This is a genomic window from Bacteroides xylanisolvens XB1A (assembly GCF_000210075.1).
GTDB lineage: Bacteria > Bacteroidota > Bacteroidia > Bacteroidales > Bacteroidaceae > Bacteroides > Bacteroides xylanisolvens.
Map to the genome: position 1 here is coordinate 5,769,581 of NC_021017.1, position 13,611 is coordinate 5,783,191.

General features: G+C 42.5%; 9 protein-coding genes and 1 pseudogene. All 10 read left to right on the forward strand.

Features of this window, described 5'->3' with window-relative positions:
- Positions 1-201 precede the first annotated feature (201 nt).
- The 10 genes and pseudogenes from tig to BXY_RS22725 all read left to right on the forward strand — a co-directional run bounded on the left by tig (position 202) and on the right by BXY_RS22725 (position 13,595).
- Complete coding sequence (gene tig / locus BXY_RS22680; protein ID WP_015533035.1) at positions 202-1,557, forward strand: trigger factor; 1,356 nt, start codon at positions 202-204, stop codon at positions 1,555-1,557.
- A gap of 143 nt (positions 1,558-1,700) precedes the next feature.
- Positions 1,701-2,363, forward strand: a complete 663-nt coding sequence (gene clpP / locus BXY_RS22685) for an ATP-dependent Clp endopeptidase proteolytic subunit ClpP (protein ID WP_004297164.1) — start codon at positions 1,701-1,703, stop codon at positions 2,361-2,363.
- Between the two features lie 2 nt (positions 2,364-2,365).
- Entirely contained in the window at positions 2,366-3,610 is a 1,245-nt protein-coding gene (gene clpX / locus BXY_RS22690) for an ATP-dependent Clp protease ATP-binding subunit ClpX (RefSeq protein WP_015533036.1), read from the forward strand.
- 167 nt (positions 3,611-3,777) lie between these two features.
- Entirely contained in the window at positions 3,778-5,958 is a 2,181-nt protein-coding gene (gene recQ / locus BXY_RS22695) for a DNA helicase RecQ (RefSeq protein ID WP_008020386.1), read from the forward strand.
- Between the two features lie 86 nt (positions 5,959-6,044).
- Entirely contained in the window at positions 6,045-7,523 is a 1,479-nt protein-coding gene (guaB, locus tag BXY_RS22700; protein ID WP_008020388.1) for an IMP dehydrogenase, read from the forward strand.
- Positions 7,524-7,667: 144 nt separating this feature from the next.
- Positions 7,668-9,213 (forward strand): annotated as a pseudogene (locus BXY_RS22705) (peptidylprolyl isomerase).
- Between the two features lie 54 nt (positions 9,214-9,267).
- On the forward strand, positions 9,268-10,113 hold the full coding sequence (locus BXY_RS22710) for a peptidylprolyl isomerase (RefSeq protein ID WP_009038960.1): 846 nt from the start codon (positions 9,268-9,270) through the stop codon (positions 10,111-10,113).
- Between the two features lie 9 nt (positions 10,114-10,122).
- A complete protein-coding gene (locus BXY_RS22715) occupies positions 10,123-11,505 on the forward strand; it encodes a peptidylprolyl isomerase (RefSeq protein WP_004314388.1) in 1,383 nt (460 codons plus the stop codon).
- A 22-nt stretch (positions 11,506-11,527) separates the two neighbouring features.
- On the forward strand, positions 11,528-13,294 hold the full coding sequence (locus BXY_RS22720) for an OstA-like protein (protein ID WP_015533039.1): 1,767 nt from the start codon (positions 11,528-11,530) through the stop codon (positions 13,292-13,294).
- Position 13,295: 1 nt separating this feature from the next.
- Positions 13,296-13,595 carry a hypothetical protein gene (locus tag BXY_RS22725; RefSeq protein ID WP_004314386.1) on the forward strand — a complete coding sequence of 100 codons (300 nt, stop codon included), beginning with the start codon at positions 13,296-13,298 and terminating at the stop codon, positions 13,593-13,595.
- Positions 13,596-13,611 lie beyond the last annotated feature (16 nt).

The following is a 13,611-nucleotide window of genomic DNA, read 5'->3' on the forward strand; positions in this document are numbered from 1 at the left end:
ACCTGCGGCGTGGTCGTTGCTGATGGTTTATTGTTGTTTATATATGAGGAATTGATGAAATAATTAATAAAAGATGTGTGAAAGATGGGTGGCGTTACTGAAATAAATCTGCAATGTCTTTTGAAATTTGAAAGATTAGCACTAATTTTGCACCCTCTTTGAGTATAGAACAAAGTATAAATCAAATAAATAATTGTCAGAATGAACGTTTCATTACAAAACATTGACAAAGTAAGCGCAGAGCTTACTGTAAAGCTTGAGAAAGCAGATTATCAGGAGAAAGTAGACAAAGAGTTGAAATCACTCCGTCAGAAGGCACAGATTCCGGGATTCCGTAAAGGTATGGTGCCGACAAGTCTTATTAAAAAGATGTATGGTAAATCGGTGATTGCAGAGGTTGTGAATAAGGCATTGCAAGAAGCTGTTTACAATTATATTAAAGATAATAAGGTGAATATGTTGGGCGAGCCGTTGCCTAATGAAGAAAAGCAGCAGAATATTGATTTCGATACAATGGAAGAGTTCGATTTCGTGTTCGATATCGCTTTGGCACCTGAATTTAAAGCAGAAGTAAGCGCTAAAGATAAAGTAGATTATTATTCTATCGAAGTTTCTGAAGAAATGATCGACAACCAGGTGAAGATGTACACTCAACGCACTGGTAAGTATGATAAGGTAGATGCTTACGAAGATAATGATATGTTGAAAGGTCTGCTGGCACAGTTGGACGAAGAAGGCAATACAAAAGAAGGTGGTATTCAGGTAGAAGCTGCTGTGTTGATGCCTGCTTATATGAAGAATGACGATCAGAAAGCTATTTTTGCTAACGCAAAAGTAAATGATGTATTGGTGTTCAATCCGAGCGTTGCTTATGACGGACATGCTGCTGAATTGGGCTCTTTGTTGAAGATCGACAAGGAAATCGCGAAAGACGTTAAGTCTGACTTTAGCTTCCAGGTAGAAGAAATCACTCGTTTTGTTCCGGGTGAATTGACACAGGAAGTGTTCGACCAGGCATTCGGCGAAGGTGTTGTGAAGACTGAAGAGGAATTCCGCGCTAAGATTAAAGAAGAAATTGCAGCAAGATTTGTTGCTGACAGCGATTATAAGTTCCTGATCGATATTCGCAAAGTGATGATGGAAAAAGTAGGTAAGTTGGAATTCTCTGACGCTCTGCTGAAACGTATCATGTTGCTGAATAACGAAGAAAAGGGCGAAGAATATGTTGCTGAAAACTATGATAAGAGCATCGAGGAACTGACTTGGCACCTGATTAAGGAACAGTTGGTTGAAGCAAACGATATCAAAGTAGAACAGGAAGATGTTCTGAAGATGGCTAGAGAAACAACGAAGGCACAGTTTGCTCAATACGGTATGTTGTCTATCCCTGATGATGTGCTTGATAACTATGCACAGGAGATGTTGAAGAAGAAAGAAACTATCAATAATTTGGTAAGTCGTGTGGTAGAAGTGAAGCTGGCTGCTGCTCTGAAAGCGCAGGTTACTTTGGAAAACAAGAACGTTTCAATCGAAGAATTCAATAAGATGTTTGAATAATCATTCGGTTGAATAGAATATAAAGTCACAGAAACACAGAGTTTTTATAAAATTATAACTCTGTGTTTTTTTGTGTCTCTGTATTCTTTTTCGTTTCTTTGTACTTACGTTTATTTTTAATTTATAAGAAAGGAACAATTAACATGGATGATTTTAGAAAATACGCAACCAAGCATTTAGGAATGAATGGCATGGTATTGGATGATGTGATTAAATCGCAGGCCGGGTATTTGAATCCCTATATTCTGGAAGAAAGACAGTTGAACGTTACTCAACTCGACGTTTTCTCCCGTTTGATGATGGACCGCATCATTTTCCTCGGTACACAAGTAGATGACTATACAGCGAATACGCTTCAGGCACAGTTGCTGTATCTGGATTCTGTTGATCCGGGTAAGGATATCTCTATCTATATCAACTCTCCGGGCGGAAGTGTATATGCCGGACTGGGCATTTATGATACGATGCAGTTTATTTCAAGTGATGTTGCTACCATCTGCACAGGTATGGCAGCTTCAATGGCGGCTGTATTGCTTGTTGCCGGTGCTGAAGGCAAACGTTCTGCGTTGCCTCATTCACGTGTGATGATTCACCAGCCGATGGGTGGTGCGCAAGGACAAGCGTCGGACATTGAAATCACAGCTCGTGAGATTCAGAAATTGAAGAAAGAACTTTATACGATCATCGCCGATCATTCGCATACTGATTTCGATAAGGTATGGGCGGACTCTGACCGCGACTACTGGATGACAGCTCAGGAAGCGAAAGAATACGGTATGATTGATGAGGTATTGATTAAGAAATAAAAATGGCTGATTCAAAGACAAAGAAAAGGTGTAGCTTCTGTGGACGGTCGGAGAATGAAGTCGGATTCCTGATTACGGGAATGAACGGCTATATCTGCGACAGTTGTGCTACCCAGGCTTATGAGATTACTCAGGAAGCATTGGGCGAAGGCAAGAAAAGCGCGGGAGCTACCAAACTTAATTTAAAAGAACTGCCCAAACCGGTAGAAATCAAGAAATTCCTCGACCAGTATGTGATCGGACAGGATGACGCAAAACGCTTCCTTTCCGTATCGGTCTATAACCATTATAAACGTCTGTTGCAAAAAGACAGCGGGGATGATGTGGAGATTGAAAAGTCGAACATTATTATGGTAGGTAGTACCGGAACCGGAAAAACGTTGCTTGCACGTACGATTGCCAAGTTGCTGCACGTGCCGTTTACCATTGTAGACGCTACGGTGCTGACAGAGGCCGGTTATGTAGGCGAAGATATCGAAAGTATTTTAACCCGTTTGCTTCAGGTGGCAGATTATAATGTACCTGAAGCGGAACAGGGTATTGTGTTTATCGACGAGATCGACAAGATTGCCCGCAAAGGAGATAACCCTTCCATCACTCGCGATGTGAGCGGTGAAGGTGTACAGCAGGGATTGCTGAAATTACTCGAAGGTTCTGTTGTGAACGTACCTCCCCAGGGTGGTCGTAAGCATCCGGACCAGAAGATGATTCCGGTAAATACCAAAAATATTCTCTTTATCTGTGGCGGCGCTTTCGATGGTATTGAAAAGAAGATCGCCCAACGGTTGAATACACATGTCGTAGGATATACGGCGTCGCAGAAAACAGCGACGGTGGACAAGAATAACATGATGCAGTATATCGCTCCGCAGGATTTGAAGTCATTCGGACTGATTCCCGAAATTATCGGTCGTCTTCCGGTACTGACCTATTTGAATCCGTTGGATCGGGATGCGCTTCGTGCTATCCTCACCGAACCGAAAAACTCTATCATCAAGCAGTACATCAAACTGTTTGAAATGGATGGTATCAAGCTCACATTTGAAGATGCTGTCTTCGAATATATCGTCGATAAGGCAGTAGAATATAAGCTGGGTGCCCGTGGATTGCGCTCTATTGTGGAGACAATCATGATGGATGTCATGTTTGAAATCCCTTCAGAGGACAAAAAAGAGTATAAGGTGATGCTGGATTATGCAAAGATGCAACTGGAAAAAGCGAATATGGCACGACTGCAAACTGCTTAAAATCAGAGAGTAAGACTATAAAAGATGATCGTAACTGTATTTTCTTAAAAATATTAGTCGCATTTTGCTTGGTAATTACGAAGTTGTTTATAACTTTGTTTGGCTCTCTTGAAGGAGGGAGCCTACTAAAGTTAAACCATGAACTGAATAAAACAACCTAAGTTAAGATGGCAAGGAAGATTAATTTAACAGATGAACTGAAGAAGTGTTTCGGATTTAATAAGTTCAAGGGAAACCAGGAAGCGATCATTAACAACTTGCTCGATGGTAAAGATACCTTTGTACTGATGCCTACCGGTGGCGGGAAATCTTTATGCTATCAGCTACCTTCGCTCTTGATGGAAGGTACGGCAATTGTAATTTCTCCGCTTATTGCGTTGATGAAGAATCAAGTGGATGCAATGCGCAATTTCAGTGAAGAAGATGGCGTCGCCCATTTTATCAATTCTTCATTAAACAAAGGCGCGATAGACCAAGTGAGGTCGGACATCCTTGCCGGAAAGACAAAATTGCTATATGTGGCGCCGGAATCGCTGACGAAAGAAGAAAATGTAGAATTTTTGCGTTCGGTGAAAATTTCGTTCTATGCAGTGGACGAAGCTCATTGTATTTCTGAATGGGGACATGACTTCCGACCGGAATACCGGCGGATTCGCCCTATTATCAACGAAATAGGAAAGGCTCCGTTGATTGCGTTGACCGCAACAGCGACACCAAAGGTGCAGCATGATATCCAGAAAAATCTGGGAATGGTAGATGCTCAAGTTTTCAAATCGTCGTTCAACCGTCCGAACCTTTATTATGAGGTACGCGCGAAGACCGCTAATATTGACAGGGATATTATCAAGTTTATCAAAAACAATCCGGAAAAATCGGGCATTATCTATTGCCTTAGCCGGAAAAAAGTAGAGGAACTTGCTGAAATCCTTCAGGCAAACGGTATCAATGCGCGTCCTTATCATGCCGGGATGGATTCGTTGGCGCGGACTAAGAATCAGGATGATTTCCTGATGGAAAAAGTGGATGTTATTGTAGCAACTATCGCTTTCGGTATGGGAATCGACAAGCCGGATGTAAGGTTTGTGATTCACTACGATATTCCAAAGAGTCTGGAAGGGTATTACCAGGAGACCGGACGTGCCGGTAGAGATGGCGGTGAAGGTCAGTGCATAACCTTTTATACAAACAAAGACTTGCAAAAACTGGAGAAGTTCATGCAAGGAAAACCTGTGGCAGAGCAGGAAATTGGCAAGCAGCTTCTGTTGGAAACCGCTGCTTATGCCGAATCTTCCGTATGCCGGCGCAAGACGTTGCTGCATTATTTCGGTGAAGAATATACGGAAGAAAATTGTGGAAATTGTGACAACTGTTTAAACCCTAAAAAACAAGTGGAGGCTCAAGAGTTATTGTGTGCCGTGATTGAAGCGATTATCGCGGTGAAAGAAAATTTTAAGGCAGATTATATTATAGACATACTACAAGGTAAAGAAACTTCCGAAGTACAGGCGCATTTGCATGAAGACCTCGAAGTCTTCGGCTCCGGTATGGGGGAAGAGGATAAAACATGGAACGCAGTGATTCGTCAAGCACTGATCGCAGGTTACTTGAGCAAGGATGTGGAACATTACGGACTCCTGAAAGTGACGGAGGAAGGACACAAGTTCTTGAAGAAGCCGAAGTCATTCAAGATTACCGAAGACAACGACTTTGAAGAGACAGAAGAAGAAGTTCCGGCACGTGGCGGTGGTTCCTGTGCGGTAGACCCTGCTCTTTATTCTATGTTGAAGGACTTGCGGAAGAAACTCTCGAAGAAACTGGAAGTGCCGCCTTATGTGATCTTCCAGGATCCGTCTTTGGAAGCGATGGCTACCATTTATCCGGTGACATTGGATGAATTGCAGAATATACCGGGTGTAGGAGCCGGAAAAGCAAAGCGTTACGGTGAAGAGTTCTGTAAATTAATCAAACGCCACTGTGAAGAGAATGAAATAGAACGTCCTGAAGATTTGCGGGTACGTACGGTTGCCAATAAATCAAAGATGAAAGTGGCTATCATTCAGGCAATTGACCGTAAAGTGGCGTTAGATGATATCGCTCTTTCCAAAGGTATCGAATTTGGTGAACTCCTGGATGAGGTGGAAGCTATCGTCTATTCGGGAACCAAACTGAATATCGATTATTTCCTGGAAGAAATCATGGATGAAGATCACATGCTCGATATCTATGATTATTTCAAGGAATCTACCACTGATAAGATTGATGATGCGCTTGATGAATTAGGCGATGACTTCACTGAAGAGGAAGTTCGCTTGGTACGTATTAAGTTCATCTCTGAAATGGCCAATTAAAAAAGCGAAAAAAATAAGCGTGCAGGTATGCAGTTTTGAATAAAAACCGTATATTTGCACGCAATAATTTTTAAACGCATAGCCCTATGTCATTTATTGCTGATAAGATTGTAATGGATGGGTTAACTTACGACGACGTATTGTTGATCCCCGCTTATTCTGAAGTTTTACCGCGCACTGTCGATCTCTCGACTAAGTTTTCAAAAAACATTGAGTTAAAAATTCCTTTTGTGACGGCTGCCATGGATACGGTTACCGAAGCGAAAATGGCTATTGCCATTGCTCGTGAGGGTGGTATCGGCGTGATTCACAAAAATATGTCTATCGAAGAACAGGCAAGACAAGTTGCTATTGTAAAGCGTGCCGAAAATGGTATGATTTATGATCCTGTAACTATTAAAAGAGGTTCTACTGTGCAGGATGCACTGGACATCATGGCGGAATATAAAATCGGTGGTATCCCTGTGGTAGATGATGAAGGTTATTTGGTGGGTATTGTTACCAACAGAGATTTGCGTTTCGAAAGAGACATGGCTAAACATATTGATCTTGTCATGACTCCGAAAGAAAGATTGGTAACTACAAACCAGTCTACTGATCTAGAATCTGCTGCACAGATTCTTCAGAAACATAAGATCGAGAAACTTCCGATTGTCGGAATGGACGGAAAGTTGATCGGTCTTGTTACTTATAAAGATATTACAAAAGCAAAAGATAAACCGATGGCTTGTAAAGATGCCAAAGGTCGTTTGCGTGTAGCTGCCGGTGTAGGTGTGACTGCCGATACGCTGGATCGTATGCAAGCATTGGTAGATGCCGGTGCGGATGCAATTGTGATTGATACGGCTCACGGACACTCTATGTTTGTGATTGAAAAACTGAAAGAAGCTAAGAAACGCTTCCCGAACATTGATATCGTAGTGGGTAATATTGCTACCGGAGAAGCTGCAAAAGCTTTGGTAGAAGCAGGAGCGGATGCAGTGAAAGTCGGTATCGGTCCGGGTTCTATCTGTACCACTCGTGTGGTTGCCGGTGTAGGTGTTCCACAGTTGTCTGCTGTCTATGATGTAGCAAAAGCCTTGAAGGGTACAGGTATTCCCTTGATTGCCGATGGTGGATTGCGTTATTCGGGCGATGTCGTGAAAGCGTTGGCTGCCGGTGGATATTGTGTAATGATCGGATCGTTGGTTGCCGGAACAGAAGAGTCTCCGGGCGACACAATCATTTTCAATGGTCGTAAATTCAAATCCTATCGTGGTATGGGATCGTTGGAAGCGATGGAGAACGGTTCGAAAGACCGTTACTTCCAGAGCGGAACTGCTGATGTGAAGAAGCTGGTTCCGGAAGGAATTGCTGCCCGTGTTCCTTATAAAGGTACACTTTTCGAAGTTGTCTATCAGTTGTCAGGTGGTTTGCGTGCAGGTATGGGATACTGCGGTGCTGCCAATATTGATAAACTTCATGATGCTAAGTTTACCCGCATTACCAATGCAGGTGTAATGGAAAGCCATCCGCACGACGTGACGATTACTAGTGAATCGCCTAACTATAGCCGTCCGGAATAATAGATAGATACGGTGAACTATTAACGGTGAACGGTGAACAGGCTGTATTGTCAGCAAGGTGTTCACTGCTCACCGTTTGTTGTTTATCTGTTATTGCCTCTGTGATGCTTGTTGTTTATTGTTTGGAAAATAAAAAAAATGATGATGAAAAGAAGCCTGTTGTTGGGATGTATTTCTCTCTTTGTTGTCGCGGTCTTTGCGCAAGAAGATCCGGTATTGATGCGTGTTAACGGAAGAGAGGTACTCCGTTCGGAATTTGAAAATGCATACCGCCGTTATGCAGAACGCTCAAATGCCCAGCTTTCACCAAAAGAGTATGCGGCACTTTTCGCTCAATCAAAGTTGAAGGTGGAAGCAGCCAGGGCTGCCGGACTTGATACGACTGCAGTTTTCCGTAAACAACACGAGAAGCGTCGGACAGAATTGGTAGAATCTTATCTGATTGACAAACAAGTGATGGATAGTTGTGCCCGTGTCTTGTATCAGAAGATGGGATTGAAAGCACGTAACGGCCGGGTGCAAGTCATGCAAATTTTTAAACGTTTACCGCAGACGGTGACTTCCCGTCATTTGGAAGAAGAAAAAGCCCGGATGGATTCTATATACCGGGTGATACAGAATCAGCCGGATTTGAATTTTAACCGTTTGGTGGAAATCTATTCGGATGATAAGCAGAGTAGATGGATAGAAGGTCTGGAGACAACGAGTGAATTTGAGGATGTCGCTTTCTCTTTGGCGAAAGCTGCGGTATCACAGCCATTCTTCACTCCTGAAGGGATTCATATCTTGAAAGTGATTGACCGGGAGGAAGCATTTGCTTATGAAAATGTCAGTGGCAGGTTGATAGAGCGGTTACGGCGTAAGGAAATTTTAGACAAAGGCACGGCAGCGATGCTTGACCGATTAAAAAGGTCATGGCAGTATACCCCGAATCAGGCAGCAATGGAAGAACTGTTAACGAAAGGCCGGACAGAACAAAATCTCTTTACGATTGATGGACAGGCATATACCGGAGCTATGTTCACGCGTTTTGCCTCTTCTCATCCTCAAGCTGTCAAACGCCAGTTGGAAGGGTTTATTGCTAAATCATTATTGGATTATGAAAGCCGGAATATAGATAAAAAGCATCCGGAAATTCGTGTTGCCTTGCGGGAATCTGACGAAAACTATTTGGTAAAAGAAATCACACGGCAGAAAATAGAGTTGCCTGCCATTAATGACCGGGCCGGATTGGCTACCTATTTCAAATTTCATTCGTCGGATTATCGGTGGGAGAGTCCCCGGTATAGAGGAGTCGTGCTTCATTGCGTTGATAAAAAGACGGCAAAGCAAGCTAAAAAAAATGCTGAAGAAAGTGCCGGAAAAAGAGTGGGCGGACCAGCTTCGGCAAACTTTTAATACATCCGGGACGGAAAAGATACAGGTTGAACAAGGTATTTTTGCCGACGGAGACAATAAATATATAGATAAACTGGTTTTTAAGAAGGGTGGTTTCGAACCCGTAATGTCTTATCCTTTTACCATTGTTGTAGGCGAAAAAATGAAAGGACCGGATGATTATCGGGAAGTAATTGAACAGGTGCGAAAGGATTATCGAAGCTATCTTGACACGTGCTGGGCGCGGGAATTGAGGGAGTTTGGTAAGGTTGAAATAAACCAAGAGGTTTTAAAAACAGTTAATAATAACTGATGTAACCGATTATTCACTATCTTCGTACCTTAAATAAGTAGATTTTAGTTGCCAATGCGAATATTAGTCCTCTTACTGATTACCCTTCTTGGTTGTGGAGCGTGCAAGGAACAGCGCGACCACAAAGGAAAGACTCCTTTGGTAGAGGTGGACGGTAACTTTTTATATAAAGAAGATTTGATGTCCGTGCTTCCGGTCGGATTGTCAAAAGATGATAGTATTCTCTTCACCGAACATTATATTCGTAGTTGGGCGGAAGAGATTTTATTATATGAGAAAGCTGCGAACAATATTCCCGATAATGTGGATGTAGACAAACTAGTGGAGAATTATCGGAAAGCGTTGATTATGCATACTTATCAGCAGGAGTTGATAAACCAGAAGCTGTCGAATGATATTTCCGAACAAGAGATCGCAGAATATTACGGAAAAAACAAAGAACTGTTTAAGCTGGAAACCCCGTTGATTAAGGGATTGTTTATCAAAGTGCCGTTGACGGCTCCCCAGCTGAACAATGTGCGCAGGTGGTATAAGTCGGAAAAACAGGATGCTGTCGAGAGCCTGGAAAAATATAGCTTGCAGAATGCAGTGAAATACGAATACTTCTATGACAAATGGGTGTCCGTGACTGATGTACTGGATATGATTCCATTAAAAGTAGAGGCACCGGAAGAGTACGTAGACAAACACCGTCAGGTAGAATTGAAAGATACGGCCTATTATTATTTCCTGAATGTGAGCGATTATCGCGGAATTGGTGAAGAGAAACCGTATGAATTTGCCCGTTCGGAAGTGAAAGACTTACTGGTTAATCAGAAACGGGTGAGCTTTATGGAACAGGTAAAGAACGACTTGTATCAGCAGGCAGTAAGTAAGAAGAAGATTATATATAATTATTAAATACAAAGAATGAAGAAGTTTGTGAACTTTAGATTTGTTGTTACCCTTGTCCTGGCAATATTTGCTAATGTGGCAACCTATGCACAAGATAATGTGGTTGATGAAGTAGTTTGGGTAGTAGGTGACGAAGCTATTTTGAAATCAGATGTAGAAGAGGCCCGTATGGATGCCTTGTATAATGGACGCAGATTTGACGGCGATCCTTATTGTGTAATTCCTGAAGAGATTGCTGTGCAGAAGTTGTTCCTGCATCAGGCAAAGTTGGACAGTATCGAGGTTTCCGAAGCGGAAATCATCCAGCGTGTGGATATGATGACCAACATGTACATCCAGCAGATCGGTTCCAGAGAGAAGATGGAGGAGTATTTCAATAAAACTTCCACCCAGATTCGTGAGACGCTGCGTGATAATGCACGTGACGGATTGACCGTTCAGAAGATGCAGCAGAAACTGGTAGGAGAAATCAAAGTGACTCCGGCAGAAGTACGCCGTTATTTTAAAGACCTTCCACAAGATAGTATTCCTTACATTCCGACACAGGTAGAAGTGCAGATCATTACTTTACAACCGAAAATTCCTATCTCGGAGATTGAGGATGTAAAAAAGACGTTGCGTGATTATACGGATCGTGTGACAAAAGGAGAAATCGACTTCTCTACATTGGCGCGTTTGTATTCGGAAGACAAGGCATCTGCCATTAAAGGTGGTGAATGTGGATTCATGGGACGTGGTATGATGGACCCTGCTTATGCGAATGTAGCGTTCAGTTTGCAAGATCCGAAGAAAGTTTCTAAGATTGTGGAGTCGGAATTTGGTTTCCACATTATCCAGTTGATTGAAAAACGTGGTGACCGTGTCAACACTCGCCATATCTTGTTGCGTCCGAAAGTATCGGAAAAAGAACTGACCGAGGCTTGTGCCCGTCTGGATTCTATTGCTGATGATATTCGTGCCAACAAATTTACATTTGATGATGCGGCTGCCGTTATCTCACAGGATAAAGATACTCGTAACAACCATGGTATTATGGTGAACATCAATGAAAATTCAGGTGTGACTACTTCTAAGTTCCAGATGCAGGATCTTCCTCAAGACGTTGCTAAAGTAGTGGATAAGATGAATGTAGGCGAAATTTCCAAAGCCTTTACAATGATTAATGAGAAGGATGGAAAAGAAGTATGTGCTATCGTGAAGTTGAAAGCAAAAATCAACGGTCATAAAGCAACCATTGCAGAAGACTATCAGGACTTGAAAGAAATTGTGATGGACAAACGCCGTGAAGAGATGTTGCAGAAATGGATTCTGGACAAACAGAAACATACTTATGTACGCATCAACGAAAACTGGCAGAAGTGTGACTTCAAGTATCCGGGTTGGGTCAAGAAGGACTGATGTAACCTTGCTTTGATTTTATATGCTGAAAACAAATAAGAAAAATAAACAACAAGACAGGCATAGATGGCTCCTTATAGGCTTTCTATGCCTGTTTGGTGTATGTCTTGTAGCACAAGTGAGGCCAACGGGACAGAAACCTGTAACAGGGGATTCAATTAAATCGGCTGCGGATACGTCTAAGTCGGCTTCAAAAGCCAAAACACTGGCAGGCAATAAGAAACAATCGGACAACAAGAAACAACCGGAGAATAAAAAGACCAAAGTTTATCTGCTTCATGCTGATGAAGGTCAGGCGGATAAGTTGGCGCGTCCGGATGTGCAGGTATTGATTGGTAACGTGAAATTGCGCCATGACAGTATGTATATGTACTGTGACAGTGCACTGATTTTTGAGAAAACCAACTCTGTGGAGGCCTTCAGTAATGTACGTATGGAACAGGGAGACACTTTGTTCATCTACGGTGATTATCTTTATTATGACGGCATGACGCAAATAGCGCAGCTTCGTGAAAATGTGAAGATGATTAACCGGAACACCACCCTGTTGACAGATAGCTTGAATTACGACCGTCTCTACGACCTCGGATATTATTTCGAGGGAGGAACCTTGATGGATGAAGAGAATGTATTGACTTCCGATTGGGGAGAATACAGTCCTGCAACAAAACAGTCGGTATTCAATCATGATGTGAAGTTGGTAAACCCAAAGTTTGTGTTGACTTCCGATACATTAAGGTATAATACGGAAAGCAAAATCGCAGTTATTCTCGGACCTTCCAATATCGTCAGTGATAATAATCATATCTATTCGGAACGGGGATTTTATAACACAATGACCGAACAAGCCGAATTGTTAGACCGTTCGGTACTGACCAATCAGGGAAAGAAACTGGTAGGCGACAGTCTGTTCTATGACCGTATCATCGGTTATGGCGAGGCGTTCGATAATGTGAAGATGACAGATTCCATTAATAAGAATATGCTGACGGGTGATTATTGTTTCTATAATGAATTGACAGACTCCGCGTTTGCGACGAAACGTGCGGTGGCAATCGACTACTCGCAAGGGCCTGACAGTCTTTTTATGCATGGCGATACATTGCAGTTGGTGTCTTACAACCTGAATACCGATTCCGTTTTCCGGTTGATGAAAGCTTATCACAAGGTACGTATGTATCGTACGGATGTTCAGGGAGTATGTGACTCACTGGTCTATAATTCGAAGGATTCCTGTATGACCATGTATACCGACCCTATTCTTTGGAATGAAGGGCAGCAACTACTTGGCGAGCAGATCAAGATTTATATGAATGACAGCACGATTGACTGGGCGCACATCATCAACCAGGCGTTGACGGTGGAAATGAAAGATTCTATTCATTATAACCAAGTGTCCGGCAAAGAGATGAAAGCCTATTTCATTAATGGAGATATGCGTCATATTGAAGTGATTGGTAATGTGTTGACCGCTTTCTATCCGGAAGAAAAAGACAGTACGATGACCGGATTTAATTGTCTGGAAGGTAGTGTGCTTCATCTTTATATGAAGGATAAGAAGATGGAAAAAGGACTGTTTATCGGTAAATCCAACGGAACGATGTATCCGATGGACCAGATACCGCCTGATAAATTACGTCTTCCCACTTTTGCCTGGTTCGACTATGTCCGTCCGCTGAATAAGGATGATATCTTTAACTGGCGGGGTAAGCGTGCGGGTGATACACTGAAACCGACCACCGACCGGCGACCCAAAACAGAAAAGCGAAACTTAATAAATATGAAGTAGTATGGGAATGTTTAACTCAATGAGAAAGCCCCGTGGCTTTAATCATCAATACATTTATGTAGACGAGCGGAAAGAAAAGCTCGCAAAGATGGAGGAGAACGCCAAACGTGACTTGGGGATGCTTCCGGAAAAGGAATTTAATCCGGAGGATATTCGCGGTAAGTTCATTGAAGGTACTACGCATTTGAAAAGAAGAAAAGCGAGTGGCCGCAAACCGGTCTCTTTCGGAATCATACTGATAATCATTGCTTTCCTTCTTTATCTGTGGCATTATTTGGCGACAGGAAGCTGGAACTTTTAATTATTAATTTACGAAG

What these genes read in the sequence shown, in the direction of transcription:
- tig (WP_015533035.1), top strand. Translation starts at nt 202, where the DNA reads ATGAACGTTTCATTACAAAACATTGACAAAGTAAGCGCAGAGCTTACT.
- BXY_RS22725 (WP_004314386.1), top strand. Translation starts at nt 13,296, where the DNA reads ATGGGAATGTTTAACTCAATGAGAAAGCCCCGTGGCTTTAATCATCAA.
- BXY_RS22715 (WP_004314388.1), top strand. Translation starts at nt 10,123, where the DNA reads ATGAAGAAGTTTGTGAACTTTAGATTTGTTGTTACCCTTGTCCTGGCA.
- guaB (WP_008020388.1), top strand. Translation starts at nt 6,045, where the DNA reads ATGTCATTTATTGCTGATAAGATTGTAATGGATGGGTTAACTTACGAC.
- clpX (WP_015533036.1), top strand. Translation starts at nt 2,366, where the DNA reads ATGGCTGATTCAAAGACAAAGAAAAGGTGTAGCTTCTGTGGACGGTCG.
- BXY_RS22710 (WP_009038960.1), top strand. Translation starts at nt 9,268, where the DNA reads ATGCGAATATTAGTCCTCTTACTGATTACCCTTCTTGGTTGTGGAGCG.
- clpP (WP_004297164.1), top strand. Translation starts at nt 1,701, where the DNA reads ATGGATGATTTTAGAAAATACGCAACCAAGCATTTAGGAATGAATGGC.
- recQ (WP_008020386.1), top strand. Translation starts at nt 3,778, where the DNA reads ATGGCAAGGAAGATTAATTTAACAGATGAACTGAAGAAGTGTTTCGGA.
- BXY_RS22720 (WP_015533039.1), top strand. Translation starts at nt 11,528, where the DNA reads ATGCTGAAAACAAATAAGAAAAATAAACAACAAGACAGGCATAGATGG.